We start from the raw sequence: 26554 nt of genomic DNA, 5'->3' as shown, positions 1-26554 counted from the left end.
GGTCCGACACCGGACCCATCACGGCATGTCATCATCGGGCGATGTTCGAGTCCATCATGCGGTCCATCGGCGAGACCGTCGGGCTCTGGCTCTACGTGATCGCGGGCGGCCTGGCCTTCGCCGAGGCGGCGATCCTGGTCGGCATGGTGCTGCCGGGCGAGACGGCCCTGCTCGTCGCCGGCGTGTTCTGCAACGCGAAGTACGGCAACCTCAACCTCGGCCTGATGATTGTGATTGCCGTGGTGTGCGCCATCGGCGGCGACTCGGTCGGCTACGAGTTCGGCAAGAAGTTCGGCCCGTCGCTGCGCCGCTCCCGGCTCGGGAACTGGGTCGGCGAGCACCGGTGGTCGGCCGTCGACGGGTTCATCCACCGCCACGGCGGCAAGGCGGTGCTGCTGGGCCGGATGACCGCTCTGATGCGCGCGTTGATGCCGTCCATGGCGGGGATGAGCGGCATGCGGTACCGCACCTTCCTGCTCTGGAACGCCGTCGGCGGCGTCGTGTGGGCGCCGGGCTGCGTGCTGCTGGGCTACGGGTTCGCCTCCGCGCTGGGCGTCGTCGGCGAGACGCTCACCTGGGCGCCGTTGGCGATCCTGGGCGTGATCATCGTCGTCGCCGTGGGGCTGCACGTGCGCAAGCGCCGGCGCGAGACGGCCGAGGGCGAGGCGTTCGCGGCCGAGGCGAACGTCGAGCCGACCATCGGCTGAACCGGGGAGTTGTCCCCGGCACGGCCGCGTCGCCGAGCGCGACAACGATCATTCTCCTAGGCTGCGCCGCATGACCGAACCCCCGCCGAACACCCCGCCGTCCGGCCCGCCCGTCGACCCGGACGAGCCGTTCCGGCCGCCGCGCCACGGCGCGGTCGAGAATCCGGAGCCTGCGGGCGAGGCGGCGCCGGGCGGGACCCCACCCGCGAGCGGTGGATTCTGGTCGCAGACCTTGCAGCCGGGTCCGCAGGGTGGGTACAGCGGGCCGCCCCAGTACGGGCAGCAACCCCAGTACGGGCAGCAGCCCGGCTACAGCCAGCAACCCCAGTACGGCCAGCAACCCCAGTACGGCCAGCAGTCGCCGTACGGCGCGGTCGCACCCGAGGGGTATCCGAACTTCTACGGCGCTCCCGGCGGCGGACGCCCGGCGCCGGCCGGATCGCTCGCCGAACGGCTCGGCTCGCGCACGCGGCGGCGTCCCGAGGCGCGCTTCGGCGTCTCGCTGGCCGGGGCCGGGGCGGTGCTCATCGTCTTCGGCGTGCTGCTGTGGTCGATCAGCTACCTCGGCGAGGGTCTGCACCTGGACCTCAACGGCCGCGGGCCGTCGACCCAGGGCGAGGGGCGGCGCTTCCTCGGCGCAGGGCTCTCGCTGGTGATGGCCGTCGGCGGCTATGCGCTCGCTGTGGCGCGGAAGCACGGCCCGCTGGCCACCGCCGGAGCCGTGCTCGGCGCGGTCGGCGTACCGCTGACGCTGGGCTTCCTCACCCTCGACATCGGCGGCACGTTCACCGGCAGCTTCCCGATCAACCTCGACGCCGTCTACCTCGTGTCGATCCTGCTCTGGCTGGCCGGCTACGTCGTCGTCCCGGGTATGCGCGGACGCGCGTTCCTGCTCGCCCTGGCCGCGGTCAACCTCTACACCTACGTCGCCTACAAGGCGGCCGGCGACTCGCTCGTGGCATCGGCGTCGGCGGCGTTCGACAACGGGACGCTGAGCCCGCGGGGCCCCAGCCCGGCGACCATCGGCGCGATCGGTCTGGTCTTCGGTCTCGTGTACTACCTGATCGCGTTCGCGCTCGACCGCAACGGCCGGGCCGGCGCCGCGATCGCGTTCGTCGTCGCCGGGTTCTTCCCGACCGTGGGAGGCATCGTCGCGCTGGCCGACAGCTTCGGCCAGGCCGGCACCGGGGTCGAACTCATCGTCCTCGGCACCCTGCTCGCGCTCTACGGCGGCGTGTACGGGCGGCGCTTCACCGCCTGGGCCTGGAGCCTGGGGTTCATCGTCGGCATCGTGCTCGTCGTCGCCAAGATCAGTCCGAACAACTTCGTCGCCGCCGGCATCGTGCTGATCGTGCTCGGCACGGTGGTGGCTGTCGCCGCCCAGCTGGTGTCGGGGTCGCTGAACGAGCGCCCGGAGATCGAGGAGACAGCAGCGGAGGCGCCTGCGCCGGCCCCGGCCGGGCGTCACTAGCCTGGCGCCATGGCCGATGTGAGTGTGCGCCCCGCCCGTCCCGACGACGCGGGCGAGATCGCCCGCATCCAGGTCGAGACCTGGCGCACGGCCTACGCCGACCTGCTGCCGCCGGTCGTCCTCGACGGCCTGTCGGCCGCCGCGGCCGAGCCGGTGTGGGCCTCGGCGATCACCGACGCGCCCTCCCCCCGTCATCACCTGCTGGTGGCGATGGAGGGCGAGTGGCTCGTCGGGTTCGTCGCCTTCGGCCCGACCGACGACCTCGAGGCCGACGATCCCGAGCCGGCCTCGACGGTCGCGGTCGCGCCGATGCTCGTCGAGCCCCGCTGGGGCCGGCGCGGGCACGGGTCCCGGCTCGCCGCCGCCACCGTCGACCACGCGCGGCAGGACGGCATGACCCGGGCGATCGCGTGGATCCCCGAGGGCGACGAGGTCACCCGCGAGTTCCTGCTCTCGACCGGCTGGGCCCCGGACGGCCTCGTCCGCGCCCTCGACACCGGCGCCGGCGAGCTGCGCGAGATCCGGCTGCACACCGAACTCGGCTGACCGGCCTTCGCTAGCGTGGGGGCGTGACGTTCGCCGGTATCCCCATCGCTGCCCTGGACTTCTACGAAGACCTCGAGGTCGACAACTCCAAGGCGTTCTGGACGGCGCACAAGGCGGTCTACGACGAGTCGGTCAAGGCGCCCCTCGAGGCGCTCGCGCTGGAGCTGGAGAAGCAGTTCGGCGCGTACAAGTTCTTCCGTCCCTACCGCGATGTGCGCTTCGCGAAGGACAAGACGCCGTACAAGACGCACCAGGGCATCTGGTTCGGCGAGTCGTCGGTGTACCTGCAGGTCTCGGCGGCCGGGCTGTTCCTCGCCGCCGGGTACTGGCACATGAGCTCGGAGCAGGTCGCGCGCTACCGCCGATCGGTCGCCGACGACGTCGCCGGGCCGCTGCTGGAGCGCGCCGTCGCCGCCCTGGCCCGCAAGAAGCTGCCGATCGGCGGCGAGCAGCTCTCCCGGGTGCCGGCCGGCTATGAGAAGGACCATCCGCGGGCCGACCTGCTGCGCCACAAGACGCTGACCACCTCGCGCGATCTCGGTGCGCCCGACTGGCTGACGACGCCCGGGGCGAAGCCGGAGATCGTCAAGGTGTGGAAGGGCATGCTCCCGCTGGCCACCTGGCTCGACGCGCACGTCGGCCGCGACTGAGATCGGCCGCGGGTGCCGCGGCTGGTCGACGAACCAGAGTGTGAAGCGTTGGACGCTGATGCAGCGTCTACCGCTCCCCGATCCGAAGGGCGCCCGCTGCGAGGAAGTCGCCGAGGTCGCGCCACAGGGCGATGCGCAGCGGCAGGGGCATGCCGTTGTTGGCGCCGGACGGGCCGGGCAGCACGAAGGCCGGAGTGCCGTCGACCGTCCAGGGCAGCTCGCCGTAGTCACGCGGGAGGCGTTGCCGCGTCGCCCGGGCGTAGGACGCCGCCGCGGTCTTGCTGACGAAGGCGACGGCCGGTGGCGCGGCGGCACGCAGGGTGCGGTGGAGGCCGGCGACGTCGAAGCGCGGTGGCTCCCCCGGCTCGGAGCGTTCGGTGCGCACGAGGTCGGTGAGGCCGATGCCGAAGTCGCGCAGCCGGTGTTCCTCGGCGGGCGTCAGACGCTCCGGGGTCAGACCGCTCTCGTGCAGCAGCAGCCAGAAGTTGTTGCCGGAGCCGGCGTAGTAGTGCTCGTGCTCGGCGCGGTGCCACGCCGCGATCGTGCCGACGATCACCACCCGCAGATCGGGGCCGAGAATGTCCTGCAGGCTCACAGGCCCAGGAGCGGTTCCAGCCCGACCGTGAGCCCGGGACGCTCGGCCACGCCCCGCACGGCGAGCAGCACACCGGGCATGAACGAGACGCGGTCGAGCGAGTCGTGCCGGATCGTCAGTGTCTCGCCCTCGGCGCCGAAGATGACCTCCTGGTGGGCGACCATCCCGGCGATCCGCAGCGCGTGCACGTGCACGCCACCGACGTCGGCGCCGCGGGCGCCGGCGCGCTCCTGGGTCGTGGCGTCGGGGCTCGCGCCGAGCCCGGCCTCGGCCCGCGCGGCCGAGATGAGCTCGGCCGTGCGCACTGCGGTGCCGCTCGGCGCATCGACCTTGTTCGGGTGGTGCAGCTCGATGACCTCGGCCGAGTCGTAGTACTTCGCGGCGAGTTGCGCGAACGTCATGGACAGCACGGCGCCGATGCCGAAGTTGGGCGCGATCAGCACGCCGACCGACGGGGCGTCGGCGAGCCAGCCGCGGATCGTGTCGAGCCGCTCGGCCGTGAAGCCGGTGGTGCCGACGACGGCGTGGATGCCCTGGTCGATGGCGAAGCGGAGGTTGTCCATGACGACGTCGGGGTGGGTGAAGTCGACGAGCACCTGCGAACCCGCGTCGGCCACGCTGAACAGCCAGTCACCGGCGTCGACCATCGCCACGAGCTCGAGGTCGTCGGCGGCGTCGACCGCCTTGCACACCTGCTCGCCCATGCGGCCGCGGGCGCCCAGCACCCCGACGCGGAGTGAGTCGGTCATCTTCAGCTCCTCACTACAGATGCGGGGTCAGACCGCGCCGTCGAAATCGTGGGCGCCGAACGGACCGACAACGGTGAGGCAGCGCGAGCGGCTCAACACGTCGGCCGCGACCGCGGCGACGTCGGCATCGGTGACGGCGTCGATGTTGGCCAGCACCTCGTCCAGGCCGATGACGTCGCCGTAGGCGATCTCGCTCTTGCCGATACGGGTCATCCGCGAGCCGGCGTCCTCGAGGCCGAGCACGATGCCGCCGCGCATCTGTCCCTTGCCCCGCTCGATCTCGGCCGGGGTCAGCGTGCCGGCGGCGACCGAGTCGAGTTCCTCGACCATCAAGGACAGCACCTCGTCGGCCTTGCCCGGCTGGCAGCCGGCGTAGACGCCGAACTGGCCCGCGTCGGCGAAGCCGCTGCTGAACGAGTAGACCGAGTAGGCCAGGCCGCGTTCCTCGCGCACCCGCTGGAACAGTCGCGAGCTCATGCCGCCACCGAGCGCCGACGACAGCACGCCCAACGCGTAACGGCGCGGGTCGTGGCGCGACATCCCGTGGCATCCCAGCACGAGGTTGGCCTGCTCGGTGTCGTCCTCGACGACGTGGACAGGCCGGTCGGGTGAGCCCGTCGTCGCTGCGCCGGTGGCCCCGGCCCGCGGCGGCAGCGTGGGCACTGCGGGGTCGAGCCGCGCCTCGAACGCGCGGCGCACCGTGCGGACGACCTCGGCGTGCTCGATGTTCCCGGCGACCGACACCACCATGGCGTCGGGGGTGTAGCGCCGCTTGTAGTAGCCGTGGATCTGACGGCGGGTCAGCGTGCGGATCGAGTCCTCGGTGCCGAGGATGGGACGACCCAGCGGCACCGAGCCGAACAGCGCGGTGGAGAACTCGTCGTGGACGAGGTCGCCCGGGTCGTCGTCGCGCATCGAGATCTCCTCGAGCACGACGCCGCGTTCGATGTCGACGTCCTGCGCGGTGATCGTGGCGTTGAGTACGACGTCGCTGATCATGTCGATGGCGAGGTCGAGATCGCGGTCGAGCACCGTGGCGTAGAAGCAGGTGTGCTCCTTCTCGGTGAAGGCGTTGAACTCGCCGCCCACGGTGTCCATGGCGCTCGCGATGTCGAGCGCCGAGCGCGTGGTCGTGCCCTTGAACAGCAGGTGCTCGAGGAAGTGGCTCGTGCCGGCGAGCGACACCGACTCGTCGCGCGAACCGACGGGCACCCAGACGCCGACACTCGCGCTACGCACGCCGGGCATCGCCTCGGTGATGATGCGCAGGCCGCCGGGCAGCACGGTACGGGTGATCACTCCCCCACCGCTCGCGCGGTCGAGGCGTCGCGTCGTGGCCCGCGAGACGGGACGGGCAGAACGCGAAGAGGTCATTCCGCGATCCTACGGACCCGCACGGGCACCCGGCGCCACCCGCAGCGGTTCAGCCGCCCACGCCGCAGAACGACCGCTCGCGCGGCGCGCGAACCACCGGGAAGTAGTGCGGCCGCAGCGTCAACAGGTAGCCGCCGGCGGCTACGACGAGGCCGCGCAGGAGGGGCAGCCGCAGCAACCACCCGGACAGCCCGAACAGCGGCGCGACCAACCAGGCCAGGAGCCCGCCGACGACGAACGCGGCGGCCAGATGACCCGCCCCGTGCGCACCGACGACGAGCCACGCGGTGACCGCGGCGACCACGGCGGTGACGACGATCCACAGATCCCAGAGCGGGTCGGTGCCGCGCAACTGCTCGACCGGTACGAGGCCGAGCGCGAGGAGCAGGACGAAGGCCAGGACGGCGACGATCCGGGACGACGGCCGCACCCGGCGCGGCCGGTCGTAGCAGCTGAGTTCGGACAACGGGTGCTCGCCGAGCATCGCGTCGGCGTCGGCGTAGAACCGCGCCGACGGGTAGCGCCCGGCGATGCGACGGCGCAACCCGGACGGCGCTCCGGGGTGCAGCCAGATCGCGTCGATGCGGGCATGCTCGGCCCGGACTCCTTGCGTGCCGGCCACGACGTCACCCCAGCACGACACGACCGCCCGGACGTAGCGCATGTGCCGGTTGCGGGCGGCGGCCTCGCGGGTGCCGTAGGCGTAGAAGCCGCACTCGCACGCGGCTTCGGGCACGCGGTGCGGGCCGCGCCGATGGTCGCCGGTCGGCGGCGAGCAGGTGGCGGTGTTCGTGCCGTCGTACCAGACGCCGCCGGAGTACAGCGGCAGCAGCAGCCCCGAGTCGTCGACCCGGAAGGTGCGCAGCCCGACGATCTCGCCGACGAGCGGCTCGGAGCCGGAGAACTCGCCCACGGCTCAACCGGCGGAGGGCGGCTGCGGGGTCGGCTCGGGCGCGGGCACGGGGCTCGGCTCGGGCACCGGTTCGGGTTGCGGAACGGGCATGGGCTCCGGCGACGGAACGGTAGCGCTCACCCCAGGCAGGACCTCGTAGCGCTGTTGGATCGGACCGATGTCACCCATGCGCGGACCCTTCCCTCGCCCTCGGGTCACCGTACGCCGAGGTACGCCGCTCCGCACACGATCACGGTGCGTCGACGGTCAGCGGGGCAGCCAGGCGTCGGGAGCCTCGTTCAGGCGCCGGACGTGGGCGGGCAACGAGCCGGACAGCACCTGAGCGAGGGTTGTCTCGTCGAGCACGCGCCGCAGGCTGGCCCGCACGGCGACCCACACGGACGGCAGGTGCTGCGCCACGCCGGCGTATTCGGTCTCGTGGGGCCGCAGCCCACGCACCTCGGCGAGCGGGCCGTCGACCGCGCGCAGCACCGAACCCAGCGTGATCTCGCGGGCCGGGCGGGCGAGCCCGTAGCCACCGTCGGCGCCGCGCTGCGAGCGCACCAGGCCGGCCCGGCGCAGCTCGCCGAGGATCGCCTCGACGAACTTGCGGGGCAGGTTCTGCTCGGTGACGATCGTGTCGATCTTGACGAGGTCGGGTTCGCGGGCGGCCAGACTCAGCAGCGCGCGCACCGCGTAGTCGGTCTTGGCCGAGATCTGCACGCCTCATCCTTGCAAACGCGGGCCCGGGCTGTTCGTCCGGCGCGCCGGTCAGACGGGAACGGCCAGGCTGGTGCTGTCGTGCACCGGCCGCAACCACACGGTGGCGCCCTCGCGCAGCGCCAGGGACTCGCTCTGCCCACGGGTGAGCTGCACCCACGTCTCACCGCCGGACAGTTCGACGCGCACCTCGAAACCGACCCGCTGCAGGCGGGTGACCTGCGCCGGCACCGCATCCGGCTCGGCCGTCCGGAGCACCTCGATGTCGTGCGGGCGCACCAGCCGGCCGCCGAGCCGGGTGACCGGGCCGAGGAACGACATCACGAAGTCGTTCGCCGGCTTGTCGTAGAGATCGTCCGGGCTGCCGACCTGCTCGATGCGCCCGTGGTTGATCACCACGATCTCGTCCGAGACCTCGAGCGCCTCTTCCTGGTCGTGGGTGACGAAGACCGTGGTCACGTGCACCTCGTCGTGCAGGCGGCGCAGCCAGTCGCGCAGCTCCTTGCGCACCTGGGCGTCGAGGGCGCCGAACGGCTCGTCGAGCAGCAGCACCTTGGGTTCGACCGCCAGCGCGCGGGCCAGCGCCATGCGCTGCCGCTGGCCGCCGGAGAGCTGGGCCGGCAGCCGGTCGGCGAACTGTTCGAGGTGGACGAGTTCGAGCAGTTCGTGCACGCGGCGCCGGATCTCCTCCTTCGGCCGCTTGCGGATCTCGAGCCCGAAGGCGACGTTGCGGAACACCGAGAGGTGCGAGAACGCGGCGTAGTGCTGGAACACGAACCCGACGTCGCGGTGCCGTGGCGGGAGGGTGGTCGCGTCCTCACCGTCGATCTCGACCGTGCCGGTGTCGGCCCTCTCCAGCCCGGCGATGATGCGCAGCAGGGTCGACTTGCCGCCGCCGCTCGGACCGAGCAGGGCGGTGAGGGCGCCGGTGCGCACGGACAGGTCGACGTCGTCGAGGGCGACGAAGTCGCCGAACCGCTTGCCGACGCCGCGGACTTCGATACTCACGAGATCTCCAGACTCACGCCGGTCGTCGCCGGCGGATGTAGGCGGACACGACGATGGCGGCCAGGGCGGCGAGCACGAGCACGAACGCGATCGCGTAGGCGGACTGCGTGTCCTGCTCCTGGTCGATGAGGTTGCCGATGCGCAGGGTGGCCGTCTCGGTCTCCCCCGCGACGTTGCCCGACACGACGAGCACGGCGCCGAACTCGCCGAGGCAGCGGGCGATGCTGAGCACGGTGCCGTAGGCGAGCGCCACCCGGATCGTGGGCAGCGTGATGCGCAAGAAGCGCTGCACCGAGTTGGCCCCGAGCGAGGACGCTGCCTGTTCCTGTTCGACCCCGGCCTGGTCGAGCACCGGGACGACCGCCCGGACGACCAGCGGCAGCGAGACGAAGACGGTCGCGAGCACCATGCCGGGCTTGGCGTTGATCACCTGCAGCGGGCTGCCGGCGAGCGAGCCACCGAACCAGCCGTTCGGGCCGTAGACGAGCACGAGTGCGAGCCCGACGACGATTGGCGACACGGCCACCGGCAGGTCGATGAAGGCGCTGAGCAGGCGCCGCCCGGGAAACCGGTAGCGGGCCAGCAGGATCGCCACGGCGACACCGAACACGACGTCGATCACCACCGCCGAGCCGGCGACCGCGGCCGTCACCTGGAACGCATGCACGGCGTCGGGTCGGGACAGCGCGCTGAGGAACTCGCCGAGCCCGGGTTGGAAGGTGCGGTAGGCGATCAGGGCCAGCGGCACCAGGACGAGGATGCCGACGTAGAGCACGGCGACGGTGCGCAGCACCGGTGCCGCCCGGGTCGAGTCCGGTCGACGGGCCGGACGCACGGCGGGCGCGGGGGCGATCGCGACGTCAGCCACGGCGGGCCACCCGGCGCTGGATGAGATCGAGCAGCCCGAGCACGAGCGCGCTCGCGAGCAGCAGCACCGTCGAGATCGCTGCGGCCTGCTGGGTCGCGATCCCGGGGTGGTCGGCGTCCTGCAGCTTGCCGTAGATCAGCACCGACGCCACCTCGGTACGGAACGGCAGGTTGCTCGAGATGAAGACCAACGAGCCGTACTCACCGAGCGCGCGGGCGAACGCAAGGGCCGCTCCGGAGGCCACGGCGGGCAGGATCTGGGGCAGCACGATACGGCGGAACACGACCGACGGCGCGGCTCCGAGCGAGGCGGCCGCCTGCTCGGCATCGCGGTCGAGATCGAGCAGCACCGGCTGCACCGTGCGCACCGTGAACGGCAGCGTGACGAACAGCAGCGTGACGAACAGCCCGACCCGGGTGCCGACCAGGTTCGGGGCCAGGGCGGTCTGGCCGCCGTAGACGGCGAGCATGACGACGCCGGCCACCACGGTCGGCAGCGCGAACGGGATGTCGATGACGAGTTCGAGCGCGCGGGATCCGGGGAACGGCTCGCGGACCAGCACCCAGGCGACGATCGTCCCCATGACCGCACCGACGATCGCGACGCCGACGGCGAGTGCGAGCGTCAGCTTCAGCGCCGCGGCGGTCTCGGGATCGGTGACGGCCGACCAGAACCCCGACCCGCCCCGTCCGAACGCCCGACCGACCACGGCGGCGAGCGGCAGCAGCACCAGCAGGCTGAGCCACAGCACGACCACGCCGAGCGCGGCGCCCGAGGCGGGGCGCAGCGGCTGGCCGGCGCGGGCGACGCCACGGCGGGCGCGGCGCGCAGATCTCGCCCCCGGCGCCGGCCCGTCATGGGTGTCGAGCGACAACGTCACCCGGACTTGCCGATCCTGGTGACGATGCCGTTGTCACCGAAGAACTTCTCGTTGACGACCTTCCACCCGCCGAGATCGGCGATGGTCACCAGCTCGGCCGGCTTCGGGAACGGGTTGCCCGGGTCGTTGGCGCCGGCGACGCTCGGGATCCTGGTGCCGCTCAGCACCGGGCGGTAGCCCTTCGCCGCGAAGATCTCCTGACCGGCCTCGCTCTCGACGAAGGACAGGAACTTCTTGGCCGCCGAGGACGCTGATTTCGTGACCGCGGCCGGATTCTCGATCAGGATCGTCTGCGCCGGGACGATGTAGTCAAGCGCCTTGCCCTTCTGGCGAGCGGCGATGGCCTCGTTCTCGTACGAGATCAGGACGTCGCCGGTACCCGACAGGAACTGGGTGGTGGCCGTGGCGCCGCTGGAGGCCCGGCTGGTGATGTTGGCGTAGAACTTCTTCAGGTACGCCGCGGCGTCGGCCTCGGAGCCGCCCTGGGCGAGCACGTGCGAGTACGCGGCCAGGATGTTCCACTTCGCCGAGCCGGACGACGCCGGATCGGGCGTCACGATCTTGATGCCGGGCTTGACCAGGTCGTCCCAACCGGTGATGTGCTTCGGATTGCCCTTGCGCACGGCGATGACGACGACCGAGTCGGACACCAGCCCCTTGGTCGGGCCGGTGTTCCAGTTCGCATCGACGATCTTGGGCACCAGCTTGGTCAGGTCGGGCTGCACCGAGAAACCGACGTAGTCGGCCTTCTGGCCGGCGAGGACGGCCTTGCTCTGCGCGCCGCTCGGTCCGTACGACCCCTTGATCGTGACGCCCTTGCCGTCCTTGGTCTCCGCGAACGCCTGGGCGAGGGCGTCGTAGGCCGGTTTGGGCACCGAGTAGGCGACGAGGCGGACCGTCTCGCTGCTCGAGTCGCCGGAGCACGCGGTGAGCCCCGCGACGGCGACTGCGGCGGTGGCCAGCAGGGCGGCGGCACGGCGAGGGCGCATGACAGACGGGGACATCGATTACCAGCTTTCCGGGGAGTGGGCTTTGCAACCCGAGTTCTCTACAGATCCGAGTATTCCTATGGAACGCATAGAGAATAGCAATCAGGCCGGCCGGGAGTCGCCCCCGCGACGACTACGTCACGTCTGAGGCGACGGGTTGCGGCAGATCGTCGGATTTGCGACGCAGGGTCTCGGGTGCGGCGGCCACGACGAGCACCGGCAGCGCGCAGACGACAGCGCAGACGGCGAAGCTGACGCCGTAGCCGGCTCCGTCGGCGATCCAGCCGGCGACGACCGGACCCAGCACCGCGCCGAGGTCACCCGACATCTGGAAGACCGCGACGACCGTGCCGCCCCGTCCCGCCACGACGTCGCCCATCACCGCGCCGGGCGCGACCGAGTCGGCCGCTCCGGCCGCGCCCAGCAGCACGGCCCCCAGCACGAGACCCGTCGCCACCGGAACGGCGGGCAGCACGACGAACCCGACCGCGCCGACCAGCAGCCCGACCACGATCACCGGCCGCCGTCCACGGGTGTCGGCGATCCTGCCCACCGGGAGCAGCAGCGCACCGCTGACGAGGCTCACGATCAGGAAGGCCGCGTACGCCCAGCCGGCACTGAGCTGCAGGCGGTCGGTGACGAATTGCGGGACGATCGACGCCCGGGCCCCGACGAGCGCGAAGTCGCCGGCGAACGAGGCCGCCAGCGCGGCGAGGTAGGCCCGGTTCCGCAGGGCGGTGGCAAGCCGGGTCGGTGCCGCTCGCACCGAACTGCGCGCGGCGAGTTCGCTGTGCCGCAGCGACCCGAGCCCGAGCGCGCCCGCCACCACGAGCGTGCCGGCGTAGAGGAAGAACGGGGCCCGCAGCGAGAACGTCGCCACCGTGCCCACCGCCGGTCCGGCGATCATGCCGATGAGGAACGCTCCGGCCCACACGCCCTGGGCCCGGCCGCGCAGGTGGTCGGGGGTCACCCGCACGAGCAGGCTGGCCGCGCTGACGCTGAACATGATCGACCCGACGCCACCGGCGCCGCGCAGCACCAGCAACTGCCAATAGCTCTGGGCCAGCCCGGCCAGCGCGCTCGAGACCGCGACGACCCCGATGCCGGTGGCGAGCAGCAGGCGCTCGCCGAAGCGGTTCACCAGACGCCCGACGAACGGGGCCATGAGCAGCCGCATCAGGGCGAAGGCGCTGACCACGGCGCCGGCCAGCGTCTTGTCGACGCCGAACTGGCGGGCGAACAGCGGCAGCGCCGGAGCCACCAGGCCGAAGCCGAGCGCGACCATGAAGGCCACCCCGACCAGTGCCCGCACCTCGGACGGCAGCCCGCGCAACATGCGCACGCGGACCTCCCTCTCGTCGTCGGCGGGCGCCGACCCGTCCAGCGTAAGCGCCGCCCCTCTGCGTGCCCTTCGGGGCATTGGCACGGCGGCCGGTTACCGATACACAACGCTCAGCACCGCTTCCTCAACCAGCCAGGAGCAACCATGCCCGCATATCTGGTCCCGTCCGGCACGCCGTGGATCGACCCGGCCGAGGTCACCACCTCGACGACCTTTGCGCTGTCGATCCCCGTCCGCAACGACGGCGACGAGGCGGCCGGCATGCACGACGTGGTGGTTCTCGACCTCACGGTGGACTACGCGCCGGACCACAAGAGCTATCACGTGACGGCCGTCGGCGCGGAACCGGGCCAGGAGTACTCGGGCACGGTGCACGTGGCCGGAGGCGAACTCGACGCGGGCACGTGGCACGTCTCGGCTCGCAACCAGCACGACTCGGGCTACAGCGAGCACCGCCTGACCTTCGAGGTCACCGAGTAGCCCTTCCGTCGTACAGGATCTCGGTGGGAGGAGCGGTTGGATGCCGAGGAGCAGCGGATGCTGGCTCGGCTCGAGGAATTACCGGGGCCCTCGTTCCTGGAGACCCACGACGAGGAGTACGTCGTGGATGAGATCGCGGCGGTGTTGCGATGGTCGCCACGCAGTGCCGGGACTCGGGTGACGACCATGGTCGATCTGGTGAAGCCGCGATCCGGCGACTCTCGACGCGATGAGCCGCGGTGAGTTGACGCTCGATCATGCGCGGGCGCTGTCCGACGCGGCGCTCCGGGGTCGACGATGCGATCGCAGCGGAGGTCGAGGCACGAGTGCTGCCCCGAGCGGGGCACGAAACGCCGGCGCAGTTCCGAGCCTGTGCCCACCGTGCCGTGGTCTCGTTGGACCGGTGGCCATCCGAACAGAAGCCCGACCGGCGCGGTGAGCGTCGTGCCTGCCCGCGCTACCGCATGGAGGGCATGGGTGAGCTCTGGACGCTGATGCCGGCCGCGGACGTCGCCCGGCTGATCAACACGGTCGGCCCGGTCCCGGCCGAGGTTGCCCGACGCTTGGCCGACGATCCGGCCAACACCTGGCGACGGCTGTTGACCGATCCGTCCGGGCAGGTGCTCGAGACCAGCCCGAACCACGAACTGCCCACCGCGATGGCCCGGTTCGTGAAGGACCGCGACACCACGTGCCGCTTCCCGGGCTGCCGGGCCGGCTGGTCGGCCCACCGCACCCCCGACGGCGTGACCCATTGGACCAGCCCGACCGGCCGACGGTTCGACAAGCCGCCTGACGAATTGCCGATCGACACCACCCTCATCGACCGCGACGTACCCGCCCCGTTCTGATTCGACCTCGGCGTCGGCCCGCATACCAGGGCGCGCCGACCCGTCAGCACCGCGGCGAACGCATCTGCCACCGACGTGATCGCACCGGCCGCGAAGGCGCTATGTCCGCTCGTTTGCGGCGAGAACGCGGGCCGCCAGATCGTGGAGCTCAAGGCGCCATGAGCGTCCAACTCTCCACGATCTGATTCGTCCACCAATTGGCCACCGGCCTAGTGCATCGTTCGAGGTCGCCATCCAGATCGGCAGCCGTATCGCTTGTTGATCAACGCGCCCGCAACAGGTCTGTGGACCTGCTCCCAGCGAGATGATCAAGGATGCACGGCATCCGCTCATCGGAGCCACTGACGTGGATGGGTCGCGCACCTAGCGCCAGTCCGTCCGGTCCGGGATGGCGGTCGCCGGTCGCCGTACGAATGTGGTTCCACCCCGCCCGCCCATCGGCATCTCCGGTTGCTGCGCGCTGTCGATCGGTGGCGCGCAGAACTTCGCGGCGTCGTCGTCGGCGGATCGGACGGGAGGGTGCTGGTCGATAGGGCGGTCGTGCGGAGCGACGACGCTTGATGATCAGCGCGGTAGGTGCGGAGGCGATGAGCACCACGGCAATGATCGCCGCCGGCTTGACGGAGAGTCCACGTGCGGACGCACGGACGTGCCGTCCGGGAGCGTCTCAGCCGGGTAGCTGCATCGGGTTCCTGCGGCCACGACTGCCACGCCGCCTCACCGTAGTTGGACGAGCCGGCTGGGTATTCGCAGCCCAGGTCGCCCGATGAGTGACCGACCAGCAGCATGACGACGTACATGCCTGCGATAACGAAGTACGAGACGGCCCCGGCGACGGTCAGCGAACGCCCGACGTCCCGGGTGGAAACCAAGTGAGCATCGGGACGACTCACCGCGCGAGTGGCGCACGACGCAGCATGCATGTGATCAGGTCGGGCAGGACGCGGGTGGCGTCCTGCCCGACCTGAGCTGTGTGGTGTGGATCAGCGGACGACGAGGCCGTCGGTGTTGCCGGCGGGGTCGAGGTAGAAGCCGACGAGCGTGCCGCGGTCGTTGAGGCCGTTGATCACGGTCATCATGGTGCTGTTCGGGGCATCGATCGTGGTCGCTTGGTGGTGTTCGCGCTTCGCGAAGCCGTGGGTGTTGCCGGCGGGATCGACGTAGGAGCCGACGATCTCGTCGTGGTCGTTGATGCCGAGGACCTGGGTGTTGGACGACTGGCGGATGACGATCGGGTAGGCGTGGTGGTGGCTGACGACGAACCCGTCGGTGGCGCCGTTGATGGTGGCGAAGCCGGTGATGTGGTTCTCGTCGTTGATGCCGGTCGCGGTCACGCTGGTCGCGCCGGGTACGCGGACGTTGTGGAACCGCCCGGTGTGGGTGTCGTAGGTGTAGCCGTGGGAGTTGCCCGCGGCGTCGACGTAGAAGCCGACGGCGATGCCGTGGGCGTTGATACCGAGCAGTTGGTTGACGGTCGGCGTCGCGCTGGTCGCCGGCGGCGTGTGCGGGTTCTGGACCGCCTGGAACTGGCCGTGGCGTTCGACGAAGCCGAAGTTGTTGCCGACGGCGTCGACCCAGAACCCGACGGTGGTGCCGTCGTCGTTGATGCCGACGACCTGCGTCTGGGTGGAGCCGGGGAAGTTCTCGGTGCGGTACTGGCCCTGTCCGTACGGGCGGCCGAGGCGGTAGCCCTTGTTCGGGTGGCCGGGCGCGCCGCTGCCGAAGTAGCCGACGATCACGCCGTGGTCGTTGATGCCGAGCAGCTGGTTGAAGGTGGGGTCGGCGGCGTCGTCGAGGGTGCGAAATGAGTGGCCGTGGGCGGTGATGGTCGCGGCGGACGGTGCGCTGCCGGTGCGGGCGGGCGCGGCGCCCGCCGGGGCGGCAAGGGCGCCGAAGGCCATTGCGGTTGTCGCGACGGCCGCGGTGAGACTGCTCAGCGCGAGGCGGCGGCGGCCCGGCCGGCCGCTTCCGGCCTCGCTGGGGCGGGTGGTCGTGGTGGTGGTGACGTCAGTCATCGGGAACTCCATCGGTGTGAGGCCGATCCGGTACCGGCCTGGACGGAGGATTAGAGAAGCAAGGATACTGGTGTGGTACCGATAACTTGCGCTTATGATGGCCGAATGTTGGACACGCTCGATCCCACCCGGCTGAGGGTCTTCCGCGAGGTCGCGAACCGCGGGTCGTTCACGGCCGCAGCGACACATCTGCGCATCAGCCAACCCGCGGTGTCGCAGCACATCGCGAAACTCGAACACGACACCGGGGTGAGCCTGATCGAGCGTTCGCCACGACGCATGCGACTCACCCCACCCGGGCGGGTCCTGCTCAGGCACGCCGACACCCTGCTGCAGCATCTGGACAGCGCGCGCCGTGAGCTGTCGGACCTCGGCGGCATCGACAGTGGTGAACTGCGGATCGCGACCTTCCCGAGTGCGGCCGCCACCATGGTGCCGCGGTTGGTCGGGCAGTTCCGGGCCGAGCTGCCGAACGTCACCGTGCAGCTGTGCGAGGCCGATCCACCGGTGTCGCTACCCCGCCTGAACAGCGGCGACTTCGACGCTGTGATCGCCTACGACTACCCGATGCTGTCCGTTGCCCGCGACCCTGGGCTGCACTGGCAGGTACTGGCCGAAGACCACATGGCCGTCGCGCTGCCCGCCGATGATCCCCTGGCTCGGGCCAGGTCCGTGTCGCTCGCCGACCTGGCCGAGCGCGACTTCGTCGCCCCGTACCAGTGCATCTGCCGCGACGCCATGACCGATGCCGCCCGGCGCGCACGCTTCTCGTTGCGGGTCGCCTCGGAGACGAACGACTATCTCGCCATGCTCGGGCTGGTCGGGTCGGGTGTGGGTGTCGCGGTCGTCCCGCGCCTGATCGCCCCCCTGACCCTGCCCGGCGTCGTGCTTCGCCCGCTGGCCGACCTGCACCTTCGGCGCACCATCGCGATCGTCACCCGGGTCGGCGCGTACGCCCCGCCGAGCCGGTCCGTGTTCCTGGACCTGGCGCCAGAGCTGATACCCGCGCTCGGCACCTCCGAACTCCCGCTGCAGACCGTCACGTGAATCGCTGAGCCGCCGAAAGCCGGCACCCTCCGAGCACCTGACAGGCGCCCGGCCACCTTGACAGGTGACTATTTAGTCACCTATCTTCAGGCCGTGGAGGACGACGACGCGATCTTCCGGGCGCTGGCCGACCCGACGCGACGCCACCTCCTCGACCAGCTCTTCCGGCGCGACGGCCGCACGCTCACCGAGCTGGAGCAGGACCTGGAGATGACCCGCTTCGGCGTCATGAAGCACCTCAAGGTGCTCGAGGACGCCGGGCTCGTCACCACACGCAAGGCCGGGCGGGAGAAGTTGCACTTCCTCAACCCGGTGCCGATCCGGCTCGTCCACGACCGCTGGATCGACAAGTTCACCGAGCGGCGGGTCTCCGCACTCGCCGATCTCAAACACAGCCTGGAAGACGAGTCCGAGGAGACGACATGAGTGCTGCACCGACGCAGGTGTACCGCGTCTGGATCAAGGCGACGCCCGAGCAGGTGTGGGTCGCGGTGACCGCTCCGGAGTGGACCGACCGCTACGGCTACGGCGGCCTGCCCGAGTACGGCGACCTGACGCCGGGCACCGAGTACGTGATCAATCCGAGCGAGTCGATGGTGGCGATGGGCGTCGAGGGCCCGATCATCGACGGCGAGATCCTCGAGGCCGATCCGCCGAAGCGCCTCGTGCAGACCTGGCGGATGCTGATGGACGACGGGCTCAGGGCCGAGGGCTTCACCCGGCTCAGCTACGACATCGAGCCGCAGGAGGGCGGGGTCACCCGCCTGACCGTCACCCACGACTGCACCCACGCGCCCGGGAACGCCGCGATGATCGCGGGCGAGGGCGAGGAGTCGGGCGCCGGCGGCGGCTGGGCCTGGGTCCTGTCCGACCTGAAGTCACTGCTCGAGACGGGGACGGCGCTCCGCGGGACCGCGTAGCGAACGTACGAGGGGGCCGGGACGCACATCGCGTCCCGGCCCCCTCGTCGTAGCTGTGGTGTTACTCGGCGGCGGCGTCCGCGGCCGGCGCGGCGTCGGCCGTCGCCGGCTCATCGACCAGCACCAGGCTGATCTTGCCGCGCGGGTCGATCTCGGCGATCTCGACCTGGATCTTGTCGCCGACGTTCACGACGTCCTCGACCTTGCCGACCCGCTTGCCGCGGCCCAGCTTCGAGATGTGCACGAGGCCGTCCTTGCCCGGGAGCAACGAGACGAACGCGCCGAAGGCGGCGGTCTTGACGACCGTGCCGAGGAAGCGCTCCCCCACCTTGGGCATCTGCGGGTTGGCGATCGCGTTGATCTGGTCGACCGCGGCCTGGGCGGACGGGCCGTCGGCGGCACCGACGTAGATCGTGCCGTCGTCCTCGATCGTGATCTGCGCGCCGGTCTCGTCCTGGATCGCGTTGATCATCGCGCCCTTGGGGCCGATGACCGCGCCGATCTTGTCGACCGGGATCTTCACGACGGTGACGCGCGGCGCGAACGGGCTCATCTCGTCGGGCTCGTCGATGGCCTCGGCCATGACGTCGAGGATGTGCAGGCGCGCGTCGCGGGCCTGCTTGAGCGCCGCGGCCAGCACCTCGGACGGGATGCCGTCGAGCTTCGTGTCGAGCTGCAGGGCCGTCACGAACTCCTTGGTGCCGGCGACCTTGAAGTCCATGTCGCCGAAGGCGTCCTCGGCCCCGAGGATGTCGGTCAGCGCCACGTACTCGGTCTTGCCGTCGACGGTGTCGGATACGAGACCCATCGCGATGCCGGCGACCGGCGCGCGCAGCGGCACACCGGCGTTGAGCAGGGCGAGGGTGGACGCGCAGACCGAACCCATCGAGGTCGAGCCGTTCGAGCTGAGCGCCTCGGACACCTGGCGGATCGCGTAGGGGAACTCGTCGCGGCCCGGGAGGACCGGGATGAGCGCCCGCTCGGCGAGCGCGCCGTGGCCGATCTCGCGGCGCTTCGGCGAGCCGACGCGACCGGTCTCACCGGTCGAGTACGGCGGGAAGTTGTAGTTGTGCATGTAGCGCTTGGTGCGGTTCGGGCTCAGCGTGTCGAGCTTCTGCTCGAGACCCAGCATGTTCAGCGTGGTGACGCCCAGGATCTGGGTCTCGCCGCGCTGGAACAGCGCCGAACCGTGCACCCGCGGGAGCACCTCGACCTCGGCCGAGAGCGTGCGGATGTCGGCCAGCCCGCGGCCGTCGATGCGCACCTTGTCGCGCAGGATGCGCTGGCGGATGAGCTTCTTGGTGACCGAGCGGTAGGCCGGGCTGATCTCGTTCTCGCGACCGCTGAAGGCATCGAGTTGGGACAGCTCTGCCTTCGCCTGCTCCTTGAGCTCGTCGAGCTTCGTCTCGCGCTCCTGCTTGTCGGCGATGGTGAGCGCCTCGGCCAGGGGGGCGGAGATGGCGGCCTCGACGGCGGCGTAGACGTCGTCCTGGTAGTCAAGGAAGACCGGGAACTCGACGGTCGGCTTGGCGGCCGACTTGGCGAGCTCGGACTGCGCGCGGCACAGCTCGGCGATGAACGGCTTCGCGGCCTCGAGGCCCTCGGCGACGACCTCCTCGGTCGGACGCGTCGCACCGCCCTCGATGAGCGCGATGACGCCCTCGGTGGCCTCGGCCTCGACCATCATGATCGCGACGTCGCCCGACTCGAGCGCACGGCCCGCGACCACCATGTCGAACGTCGCACGCTCGAGCTCGGTGTGTGTCGGGAAACCGACCCACTGGCCGTCGACGAGGGCGACGCGGGTGGCGCCGACCGGGCCGTTGAACGGCAGGCCGGAGATCTGCGTCGACGCGGACGCGGCGTTGATGGCCACGACGTCGTAGGCGTGGTCGGGGTTGAGCGCCATGACCGTGATGACGACCTGGACCTCGTTGCGCAGACCCTTGATGAAGGTCGGGCGCAGCGGGCGGTCGATCAGCCGGCAGGTGAGGATCGCGTCCTCGGACGGGCGGCCCTCGCGGCGGAAGAAGGAGCCGGGGATGCGACCCGCGGCGTACATGCGCTCCTCGACGTCGACCGTCAGCGGGAAGAAGTCGAAGCCCTCGCGGGGCTTCTTGCCGGCCGTGGTGGCCGACAGGAGCATGGTGTCCTCGTCCAGGTAGGCGGCGACGGAGCCGGCGGCCTGCTTGGCGAGACGGCCGGTCTCGAACCGGATGGTGCGCGTGCCGAAGCTGCCGTTGTCGATGACTGCTTCGGACTCGTAGACGCCACTCTCGGCGTCGGTGGTGGTCTCCGTCACGGAGTACCCCTCTCGTACATGCCGGCTATGCGCACATGCGACGTACGAGCTGTCCACCTCTTGACGGGTTGCCGGTCTTCGATCGAAGCGGACGGGTTGTCGCGATTGCGCTCCGGCCGCCACTACCGAGGACCGGCCTCTCGGCCAGGTCAGTAGTCGCAAGGACGCGCGTGTGTGCGTCCGGCTATGGATATTCGGTTGTGGCGGCGGTGTGCCGCCGAAAACAGGTCGGGGAGTGACTCGAGCGAGTCACTCCCCACGGTCGAGCTATCGGCGCAGGCCGAGACGCTCGATGATCGAGCGGTAACGGTTGATGTCCGTCTTGGCCAGGTAGTTCAGCAGGCGACGGCGCTGGCCGACCAGCAGCAGCAGCCCGCGGCGGCTGTGGTGGTCGTGCTTGTGCGCCTTCAGGTGCTCGGTGAGATCGCTGATGCGACGCGTCAGGAGCGCCACCTGCACCTCGGCCGACCCGGTGTCGCCCTCGGCGGAGCCGTACTCGGCGATGATCTGCTGCTTGACGTCCTGAGCGAGTGGCACAGACGACTCCTTCGTGTCGGTGCAGGCGCGCTCCACCGGTCTGGGTCACGGTGAAAGTTGGACGCGCGCTGCGCGTGGTGGTGCATGTGGACGCGCTCGTGAGCACGTACCTAGCTCCCAGGTTACCAGGGCCACACCGCAACCCCGACCGCACGGGCCCCGGCCTACCTAGACTTCGGCTCATGGCCCCCTTCGTCGTCACCCACGACACGTTGCTGTCACCCGAGCAGGCCTGGGCCCGCATCACCGACTGGCCCACCCACGCCCGCTTCGTCCCGCTCACCCGCATCGAGGTCACGACTCCCCCGCCGAACGGCGTCGGCACCCGCTTCACGGCCCGAACCGCCGTCGGGAAGTACGGTTTCGACGACATCATGGAGATCGTCGAGTGGACCGCCCCCGCCGACGGGCAGCCGGGGCGGTGCCGGCTGGAGAAGCGCGGCCGGGCCATCCGGGGGTGGGCCGAGCTGTCGGTCCAGGCGCACGGCGCCGGGTCGCGCGCGACCTGGCGGGAGGAGGCGAGCCCGGCCAAGCTGCCGAAGTTCGCCGAGCGCGCGTCGGCCGCCTCGGGCCGGCTGCTGTTCGGCCGGGTGCTGCGCAAACTGCTCGACGGCTAGGCCGGCACGACCGCTCGCGTCTGCTCCACGTCGAGGTCCATCTGGCGCACCAGAGCCTCGACGCTGTCGAACTTCTCCATGCCGCGCAGGCGCTGCACGAACTCGATGCCGATGTTCGCGCCGTACAGGTCGCCCGACCAGTCGAGAACGAACGCCTCGACCCGGCGCTGGCGCACCTCGAACGTCGGGTTCGTGCCGACGGAGATCGCCGCGACGCCGAGCGGCGGCCCGGCGGCGGTGCGGCCCCACTCGTCGAGCCGCACGACGCGCCCGGCGTAGACGCCGTCGGCCGGGACGGCCACCCAGTCGTCGGTGCGCAGGTTGGCCGTCGGGTAGCCGAGCTCGCGCCCGCGCTGGTCGCCGCGCTCGACGACGCCGTCGATGCGGTGGGGGCGGCCCAGCACGGCCGCCGCGGTGGTCATGTCGCCGGCCGTGACGCACGAACGGATGTAGGTGGCGCTCAGCGGGGTCTCGCCCTCGTGCACCAGCGGCACCCCGTGGGCGCTGAACCCGAACGTGCGCCCGAGGCGGCCCAGCAGAGCGACGTCGCCGGCCGCCTTGTGCCCGAAGCGGAAGTTATCGCCCACCACCACGGCCGAGGCGTGCAGGCGGTCGACGAGCGCGTGGTGGACGAACTCGTCCGGGGCCATGCGGGAGAACTCGAGCGTGAACGGCAGCGCGAGGAAGACGTCGATCCCGAGTTCTTCGGCCAGCTCGGCCCGCCGGACGATGCTGGTGAGCACGGGCGGGTGGGAGCCGGGCCGCACGACCTCGGACGGATGAGGTACGAACGTGATCAGGGCGCTCGGCACGCCCCGTTCGGACGCCATCTGCACGGCGTCGCCGATGATCGCGGCGTGACCGCGGTGGATGCCGTCGAACACGCCGATCGTGACGACGCAGTGGCCCCACCCGGTGGGGATCGCCTCGAGACCATGCCAGCGTTGCACGATCGCCGAGCCTAGTCGCGACCCTCGCCGCGCGCGGATGCGGTCAGCCGGCGGGGGTGAACACGAGCACCGGGCGGGACCGCCCGTCGCTCTCCTGCAGCAGGGCGACGGCGGTCCCGTCGGCGCCCACCGCGCCGTGCACGCCGGCGATGCCCAGCGGGGTCAGCGCGCGTCCGAAGGAGAGTTCGCGGGCCTCGTCCGGGTCGAGTTCGCGCACCGGCATCGCGGCCCGGATCGCGTCGGCGAGGGGCAGCCCGACCGGATCGTCCAGGGCGGCGAGCGCGTCGAGGGAACGGGCCTGCTCGAGCGTGAACGGACCGACCCGGCTGCGGCGCAGCGCGGTCAGGTGGCCGCCCACGCCGAGGGCGCGGCCGAGGTCGCGGGCCAGGGCGCGCACGTACGTGCCGGACGTGCACTCGACGACGACGTCGACGTCGAGCAGCTCGGGGGTCGGCCGGCGCAGCGCCAGCACCTCGAACCGGCTCACCGTGACCGGCCGGGCGGCCAGCTCTACCACCTCGCCGTCGCGGACCCGGTTGTACGAGCGCTGCCCGTCGACCTTGATCGCCGACACCGCACTCGGCACCTGCGCGATGTCACCGGTGAGCGGCACGACCGCCGCCCGGACCGCGGCCTCCACCACGTCGGCCGCCGAGGTCGTGCTGATGATCTCGCCCTCGGCGTCGTCGCTGACCGTCGCCTGCCCGAGCCGGATCGTGGCGGTGTAGGCCTTGTCGGCCAGGACGAGGTGGTGCAGCAGCCGGGTCGCGGCGCCGACGCCGAGGACGAGGACGCCGGTGGCCATCGGGTCGAGCGTGCCGGCGTGGCCGACCTTGCGGGTGCGGGCGAGACGGCGCATGCGGCCGACGACGTCGTGCGACGTCCACCCCTGCGGTTTGTCGACGATCACCAGACCGTCGCGAGCCGGGGGGCGGGGGTCGCGGACGCGCTCGGGTTTCGGCACGCGGGCCACCTTAGGTGGTGCCGGTGACGGCCCACGCGGTGCCGCGGGCGCGCAGCACCATGCCGACGAGACGCACGCCGATGAACGCGGTGAGCCCGGCCCACACTCCCCCGAGGCCCCAGTGCCAGTGCAGCGCGGCCAGGTTCAGCGGGGCGAAGGCGAACACCGCGGCGATCACGGTGATGGTGCGCAGGAAGCCGACGTCACCGGCACCGATCAGCACGCCGTCCAGCGCGAACACGACCCCGGCCGCCGGCATCATCGCGATGAACCAGGGCCACAGCACGTGGGCCTGCGCGACGACCGCGGGCGACGACGTGAACAGGCGCGGCACCGCGAACCAGCCGGCCGCGAGCAGCAGCGCGAACCCGAGGCCGGCGTAAAGGCCCCAGCGCGACACCTGCCAGGCCATCGAGCGGGCGCTGTCGGCGTCCGACGCCCCGAGCGCGGCGCCCACGAGGGACTGTGCGGCGATGGCGAACGAGTCGAGCAGCAACGCGGTGAACTCCCACAGCTGCAACCCGATCTGGTGGGCGCCGATCTGCGCCGTGCCCATCCGGGAGGCGACGCCCGCCGCGGTGATGAACGCGACCTGGAACGCGGCCGAGCGGACGATCAGATCGCGGGCCACGAGCGCCTGGGCCCGCATGATCGCGCGCTCCGGGCGCAGACCGACGCCGGTGCCGTGCAGGGCACGGACGAACAGCACGGCGCCGACTGCCTGGGCGGCGACGTTGGCGATCGCCGAGCCGTCCAGGCCGAGCCCGACGGGATAGACGAGCAGGGGCGACGCGACCGCCGAGAGCGCGTTGGCCGCCACCACGATCCGGACCGGCTCGCGGGTGCGCTGCACGCCGCGCATCCAGCCGTTGCCGGCCAGCACGAGCAGGACCCCGGGCATGCCGATGACGGCGATGCGGAACCAGCCCTCGGCTGCCCGCTGGGTGGGGCCGGCGCCGCCGGCGAGCAGGCTGGTCAGCGGGTGCGCGAACACCTCGCCCAACACCACCACCGCGAGCCCGATGCCGGCCGCCAGCCACGACGCCTGCACCCCCTCGTTGAGCGCGGCATCGGTGCGTCCGGCCCCGAACCAGCGGGCTGCCCGCGAGGTCGTGCCGTACTCGACGAAGGTGCCGACGATGGTGAGCAGTCCCATCAGCGCCGCGCCGATGCCGAGGCCGGCGAGCGGGCGCGGACCGAGGTGGCCGACGACGGCGGTGTCGACGAGCAGGTAGAGCGGCTCCGCCGCCAGCACCACGAACGCCGACGCCGCGAGGGCGAGCAGCCGCCGGGTCGGCGGTGCCGCGGTCAAGCCGAACCGACCGGGGCCACGTCGGTCGCGGTCCAGCGACCATTCGTCCGAACCACGGTGACCTCGTAGCGCCCGTCGATCACCACCAAAGGCTTCCCGCTCGAGTCGGGCTTGGATCCGGTGCCGGCGACGAGCAGCACGACGGTGTCCCCGCCGGCCCGCTCGACGGCGATGGCCGAGACCGAGGCCTGCACCCCGGGTTCGGCGGCGAGCTGGGCGAGGACCCGCTCGCGGCCGGCCTCGGCGGCGGTGAGCATCGCCTGGGTACCGGGCGGGAGGCCCGGGTTCGTGCCGACCTCGAGCTTGCTGATCAGGAACGTGCTGCCCTGCCGCTCGAGGGTGGCGGTGAGGGTGAGCGGAGACGTCGTCGTGCGGTCGTCCTCGATCACGGTCTCGGTGCCGAAGGCGAGCACCACGCCGCTGGACCCGTCGGCGGCCAGGTACCCGATGCCGGCCCTCAGCAGGTCGAAGTTCTGCACGGTGTGGTTGCGCCGGGCGGTGGCGGCGAGATCGCCGGTGAGCGCGGCCTGGTACGCGCGGCGGTAGTCGCCGGTCGTGACGCCGAGCCCGGCGCTCAGTGCGTCGTCGAGGTGGCGGTAGTCGTAGGACGTCACCGCGGTGAGGTCGGAGGTCGCCGCGGCGATGTAGGCGTTGGCCAGATCGGCGTCGCCGAGTTCGGCGTCGGTCGTGCTGCCGGCGGGTTGGGCGGTGCCCCCGGCCGGCGCGGCGCCCGTGCCGGTGCCGTCGACCAACAGCAGCACCAGGGCCGTCACCAGTCCGACGACGGTGACGCCGAACAGCGCGACCCGCACGAATCGGCGCCGGGCACGGCGTTCGGCCCGGCGCTCCGCCCGGCGGCGGGCGAGCCGGCTGTCACTCGGCTGCGGGTCGGTCACGACTCCGGGTCGTCGTCGTCCTCGACGACGCGGGGCTTGCGGTAGGGATCGGCCTCGCCGGCCGGCTTCGCCCCGCGTCGCACCGCTTCGACCTTGGCGTCCTCGGCGGCGGCCCGGGCCAGGAGGTCCTCGAGCGCCCGCGCGTTGTCGGGCAGCGCGTCGGGCACGAAGGTGAGCGACGGCGTGAACCGCACGCCGGTCTGGCGGCCGACCTCGCTGCGCAGCACGCCGCGCGCCGACTCGAGCGCGGCGGCCGAGGCGGCACGCTCCTCGTCGTCGCCGAGCACGGTGTAGAAGACCGTCGCGTCGTGCAGGTCGCCGGTGACGCGCACGTCGGTGATGGTGACCATGCCGAGTCGCGGATCCTTGATCTGCATCTCGATGGTGGTGGCCACGATCTGCTTGATGCGACCGGAGAGCCGTCGGGCCCGGGCGGCGTCAGCCATCACTGCTCCTCAGTTCGTCTAACTCAGATCCTCGTCGTCGAGCACGCGGGTGCGCGTCGACAGCACCTCGATCTCGGGTCGCCCCGCGATCAGTCGTTCACAGGCGTCGAGCCGCTCGACGACATGGGCGTGGTCGCCGGCCACGACCGACACCGCCAGCTCGGACCGCCGGTACACATCCTGGTCGCCGGTTTCGGCGGCCGACACCTCGAAGCGCCGCCGCAGCTCGGCCACGATCGGCCGGACGACGGCGCGCTTCTCCTTCAGCGAATGGACATCGCCGAGAAGCAGATCCGCGACAAGCACCCCGACAACCAACGCGGGAACCCCGTCTCATCCACGGCAGCGACGGCGGAGGCGGAGCCGTGGGGAGGTCGATTCGAGACCGTAGAAGGGCGAAGCCCAACGATGAATCGACCTCCCCGC

At 71.4% G+C, this 26554-nt stretch carries 30 protein-coding genes; 11 read left to right on the top strand and 19 right to left on the bottom strand.

Annotated features, from left to right (window positions below; translation table 11 throughout):
- The first annotated feature begins 41 nt into the window (after nt 1-41).
- From VGN18_RS02395 to VGN18_RS02380, 4 genes are all read left to right on the top strand, one after another.
- Nucleotides 42-707, top strand: coding sequence for a DedA family protein (locus VGN18_RS02395; RefSeq protein WP_327538029.1), 666 nt, complete (start codon nt 42-44; stop codon nt 705-707).
- A 70-nt stretch (nt 708-777) separates the two neighbouring features.
- Nucleotides 778-2178, top strand: coding sequence for a hypothetical protein (locus VGN18_RS02390; RefSeq protein ID WP_327538028.1), 1401 nt, complete (start codon nt 778-780; stop codon nt 2176-2178).
- Nucleotides 2179-2187: 9 nt separating this feature from the next.
- Complete coding sequence (locus tag VGN18_RS02385) at nt 2188-2724, top strand: GNAT family N-acetyltransferase (RefSeq protein ID WP_327538027.1); 537 nt, start codon at nt 2188-2190, stop codon at nt 2722-2724.
- Nucleotides 2725-2747: 23 nt separating this feature from the next.
- Complete coding sequence (locus VGN18_RS02380) at nt 2748-3374, top strand: DUF2461 domain-containing protein (RefSeq protein WP_327538026.1); 627 nt, start codon at nt 2748-2750, stop codon at nt 3372-3374.
- 67 nt (nt 3375-3441) lie between these two features.
- Here the strand turns inward: VGN18_RS02380 and VGN18_RS02375 are convergent, their stop codons facing one another.
- From VGN18_RS02375 to VGN18_RS02330, 10 genes are all read right to left on the bottom strand, one after another.
- Nucleotides 3442-3969, bottom strand: a complete 528-nt coding sequence (locus tag VGN18_RS02375; RefSeq protein WP_327538025.1) for a mismatch-specific DNA-glycosylase — start codon at nt 3967-3969, stop codon at nt 3442-3444.
- Nucleotides 3966-4718: a 4-hydroxy-tetrahydrodipicolinate reductase gene (gene dapB, locus VGN18_RS02370; RefSeq protein ID WP_327538024.1), complete on the bottom strand. Its 753-nt coding sequence runs from the start codon at nt 4716-4718 to the stop codon at nt 3966-3968. The genes VGN18_RS02375 and dapB overlap by 4 nt, the downstream gene beginning before the upstream one ends.
- 27 nt (nt 4719-4745) lie before the next feature.
- Nucleotides 4746-6092 carry a pitrilysin family protein gene (locus VGN18_RS02365; RefSeq protein WP_327538023.1) on the bottom strand — a complete coding sequence of 449 codons (1347 nt, stop codon included), beginning with the start codon at nt 6090-6092 and terminating at the stop codon, nt 4746-4748.
- A 49-nt stretch (nt 6093-6141) separates the two neighbouring features.
- Complete coding sequence (locus VGN18_RS02360) at nt 6142-7005, bottom strand: hypothetical protein (RefSeq protein WP_327538022.1); 864 nt, start codon at nt 7003-7005, stop codon at nt 6142-6144.
- Nucleotides 7006-7251: 246 nt separating this feature from the next.
- The gene (locus tag VGN18_RS02355; protein WP_327538021.1) at nt 7252-7707 is read right to left on the bottom strand and encodes an Rrf2 family transcriptional regulator; all 456 of its coding nucleotides are present in this window, start codon (nt 7705-7707) and stop codon (nt 7252-7254) included.
- 48 nt (nt 7708-7755) lie between these two features.
- Entirely contained in the window at nt 7756-8712 is a 957-nt protein-coding gene (locus VGN18_RS02350) for a sulfate ABC transporter ATP-binding protein (RefSeq protein ID WP_327538020.1), read from the bottom strand.
- Between the two features lie 13 nt (nt 8713-8725).
- The gene (locus tag VGN18_RS02345) at nt 8726-9580 is read right to left on the bottom strand and encodes a sulfate ABC transporter permease subunit (protein WP_327538019.1); all 855 of its coding nucleotides are present in this window, start codon (nt 9578-9580) and stop codon (nt 8726-8728) included.
- Nucleotides 9573-10460, bottom strand: coding sequence for a sulfate ABC transporter permease subunit CysT (gene cysT / locus VGN18_RS02340; RefSeq protein ID WP_327538018.1), 888 nt, complete (start codon nt 10458-10460; stop codon nt 9573-9575). Before cysT ends, VGN18_RS02345 begins: the two co-directional genes overlap by 8 nt.
- Nucleotides 10457-11449: a sulfate ABC transporter substrate-binding protein gene (locus VGN18_RS02335; RefSeq protein ID WP_327538017.1), complete on the bottom strand. Its 993-nt coding sequence runs from the start codon at nt 11447-11449 to the stop codon at nt 10457-10459. Before VGN18_RS02335 ends, cysT begins: the two co-directional genes overlap by 4 nt.
- Nucleotides 11450-11582: 133 nt before the next feature.
- Entirely contained in the window at nt 11583-12785 is a 1203-nt protein-coding gene (locus VGN18_RS02330) for an MFS transporter (RefSeq protein ID WP_327538037.1), read from the bottom strand.
- Between the two features lie 150 nt (nt 12786-12935).
- Between VGN18_RS02330 and VGN18_RS02325 the strand changes: the two genes are divergently transcribed.
- The 3 genes from VGN18_RS02325 to VGN18_RS02315 all read left to right on the top strand — a co-directional run bounded on the left by VGN18_RS02325 (nt 12936) and on the right by VGN18_RS02315 (nt 14122).
- Nucleotides 12936-13271, top strand: a complete 336-nt coding sequence (locus VGN18_RS02325) for a hypothetical protein (protein WP_327538016.1) — start codon at nt 12936-12938, stop codon at nt 13269-13271.
- 36 nt (nt 13272-13307) lie between these two features.
- Nucleotides 13308-13514 (top strand): hypothetical protein, encoded by a 207-nt coding sequence (locus tag VGN18_RS02320; RefSeq protein WP_327538015.1) that lies wholly within the window; start codon nt 13308-13310, stop codon nt 13512-13514.
- Nucleotides 13515-13744: 230 nt separating this feature from the next.
- A complete protein-coding gene (locus tag VGN18_RS02315; RefSeq protein WP_327538014.1) occupies nt 13745-14122 on the top strand; it encodes a hypothetical protein in 378 nt (125 codons plus the stop codon).
- Nucleotides 14123-15105: 983 nt separating this feature from the next.
- Here VGN18_RS02315 and VGN18_RS02310 read toward each other — a convergent pair.
- Nucleotides 15106-16137, bottom strand: a complete 1032-nt coding sequence (locus VGN18_RS02310; RefSeq protein WP_327538013.1) for a hypothetical protein — start codon at nt 16135-16137, stop codon at nt 15106-15108.
- Between the two features lie 105 nt (nt 16138-16242).
- Between VGN18_RS02310 and VGN18_RS02305 the strand changes: the two genes are divergently transcribed.
- From VGN18_RS02305 to VGN18_RS02295, 3 genes are all read left to right on the top strand, one after another.
- Nucleotides 16243-17184 carry a LysR family transcriptional regulator gene (locus tag VGN18_RS02305; protein ID WP_327538012.1) on the top strand — a complete coding sequence of 314 codons (942 nt, stop codon included), beginning with the start codon at nt 16243-16245 and terminating at the stop codon, nt 17182-17184.
- A 93-nt stretch (nt 17185-17277) separates the two neighbouring features.
- Entirely contained in the window at nt 17278-17610 is a 333-nt protein-coding gene (locus VGN18_RS02300) for a metalloregulator ArsR/SmtB family transcription factor (protein WP_327538011.1), read from the top strand.
- A complete protein-coding gene (locus VGN18_RS02295) occupies nt 17607-18104 on the top strand; it encodes an SRPBCC domain-containing protein (protein ID WP_327538010.1) in 498 nt (165 codons plus the stop codon). Before VGN18_RS02300 ends, VGN18_RS02295 begins: the two co-directional genes overlap by 4 nt.
- Before the next feature lie 61 nt (nt 18105-18165).
- On the opposite strand, the gene VGN18_RS02290 is transcribed toward VGN18_RS02295, so the two are convergent.
- The gene (locus VGN18_RS02290; RefSeq protein ID WP_327538009.1) at nt 18166-20406 is read right to left on the bottom strand and encodes a polyribonucleotide nucleotidyltransferase; all 2241 of its coding nucleotides are present in this window, start codon (nt 20404-20406) and stop codon (nt 18166-18168) included.
- Nucleotides 20407-20673: 267 nt separating this feature from the next.
- Nucleotides 20674-20943: a 30S ribosomal protein S15 gene (gene rpsO / locus VGN18_RS02285; RefSeq protein WP_327538008.1), complete on the bottom strand. Its 270-nt coding sequence runs from the start codon at nt 20941-20943 to the stop codon at nt 20674-20676.
- 182 nt (nt 20944-21125) lie between these two features.
- Between rpsO and VGN18_RS02280 the strand changes: the two genes are divergently transcribed.
- Nucleotides 21126-21560, top strand: coding sequence for an SRPBCC family protein (locus tag VGN18_RS02280; protein WP_327538007.1), 435 nt, complete (start codon nt 21126-21128; stop codon nt 21558-21560).
- Here the strand turns inward: VGN18_RS02280 and VGN18_RS02275 are convergent.
- The 6 genes from VGN18_RS02275 to VGN18_RS02250 are packed head-to-tail and all read right to left on the bottom strand — an operon-like array spanning nt 21557 to nt 26446.
- On the bottom strand, nt 21557-22510 hold the full coding sequence (locus tag VGN18_RS02275; RefSeq protein WP_327538006.1) for a bifunctional riboflavin kinase/FAD synthetase: 954 nt from the start codon (nt 22508-22510) through the stop codon (nt 21557-21559). The genes VGN18_RS02280 and VGN18_RS02275 overlap by 4 nt on opposite strands.
- 43 nt (nt 22511-22553) lie before the next feature.
- Nucleotides 22554-23474, bottom strand: coding sequence for a tRNA pseudouridine(55) synthase TruB (truB, locus tag VGN18_RS02270; RefSeq protein WP_327538005.1), 921 nt, complete (start codon nt 23472-23474; stop codon nt 22554-22556).
- A 10-nt stretch (nt 23475-23484) separates the two neighbouring features.
- On the bottom strand, nt 23485-24786 hold the full coding sequence (locus VGN18_RS02265) for an MATE family efflux transporter (RefSeq protein ID WP_327538004.1): 1302 nt from the start codon (nt 24784-24786) through the stop codon (nt 23485-23487).
- Nucleotides 24783-25682, bottom strand: coding sequence for a hypothetical protein (locus VGN18_RS02260; RefSeq protein WP_327538003.1), 900 nt, complete (start codon nt 25680-25682; stop codon nt 24783-24785). Before VGN18_RS02260 ends, VGN18_RS02265 begins: the two co-directional genes overlap by 4 nt.
- Entirely contained in the window at nt 25679-26128 is a 450-nt protein-coding gene (gene rbfA, locus VGN18_RS02255; protein WP_327538002.1) for a 30S ribosome-binding factor RbfA, read from the bottom strand. Before rbfA ends, VGN18_RS02260 begins: the two co-directional genes overlap by 4 nt.
- A gap of 18 nt (nt 26129-26146) precedes the next feature.
- A complete protein-coding gene (locus VGN18_RS02250; protein ID WP_349259809.1) occupies nt 26147-26446 on the bottom strand; it encodes a DUF503 domain-containing protein in 300 nt (99 codons plus the stop codon).
- Nucleotides 26447-26554 lie beyond the last annotated feature (108 nt).

It is taken from the genome of Jatrophihabitans sp. (assembly GCF_036000465.1).
Classification (GTDB): domain Bacteria; phylum Actinomycetota; class Actinomycetes; order Mycobacteriales; family Jatrophihabitantaceae; genus Jatrophihabitans.
This window is presented reverse-complemented; position numbering and strand designations above follow the sequence as displayed.

Coding starts and splice junctions, on each gene's coding strand:
- VGN18_RS02395 (WP_327538029.1), top strand. CDS start 42: ATGTTCGAGTCCATCATGCGGTCCATCGGCGAGACCGTCGGGCTCTGG.
- VGN18_RS02390 (WP_327538028.1), top strand. CDS start 778: ATGACCGAACCCCCGCCGAACACCCCGCCGTCCGGCCCGCCCGTCGAC.
- VGN18_RS02385 (WP_327538027.1), top strand. CDS start 2,188: ATGGCCGATGTGAGTGTGCGCCCCGCCCGTCCCGACGACGCGGGCGAG.
- dapB (WP_327538024.1), bottom strand. CDS start 4,718: ATGACCGACTCACTCCGCGTCGGGGTGCTGGGCGCCCGCGGCCGCATG.
- VGN18_RS02365 (WP_327538023.1), bottom strand. CDS start 6,092: ATGACCTCTTCGCGTTCTGCCCGTCCCGTCTCGCGGGCCACGACGCGA.
- VGN18_RS02335 (WP_327538017.1), bottom strand. CDS start 11,449: ATGCGCCCTCGCCGTGCCGCCGCCCTGCTGGCCACCGCCGCAGTCGCC.
- VGN18_RS02330 (WP_327538037.1), bottom strand. CDS start 12,785: ATGTTGCGCGGGCTGCCGTCCGAGGTGCGGGCACTGGTCGGGGTGGCC.
- VGN18_RS02325 (WP_327538016.1), top strand. CDS start 12,936: ATGCCCGCATATCTGGTCCCGTCCGGCACGCCGTGGATCGACCCGGCC.
- VGN18_RS02315 (WP_327538014.1), top strand. CDS start 13,745: ATGGGTGAGCTCTGGACGCTGATGCCGGCCGCGGACGTCGCCCGGCTG.
- VGN18_RS02310 (WP_327538013.1), bottom strand. CDS start 16,137: ATGACTGACGTCACCACCACCACGACCACCCGCCCCAGCGAGGCCGGA.
- VGN18_RS02305 (WP_327538012.1), top strand. CDS start 16,243: ATGTTGGACACGCTCGATCCCACCCGGCTGAGGGTCTTCCGCGAGGTC.
- VGN18_RS02295 (WP_327538010.1), top strand. CDS start 17,607: ATGAGTGCTGCACCGACGCAGGTGTACCGCGTCTGGATCAAGGCGACG.
- VGN18_RS02280 (WP_327538007.1), top strand. CDS start 21,126: ATGGCCCCCTTCGTCGTCACCCACGACACGTTGCTGTCACCCGAGCAG.
- rbfA (WP_327538002.1), bottom strand. CDS start 26,128: ATGGCTGACGCCGCCCGGGCCCGACGGCTCTCCGGTCGCATCAAGCAG.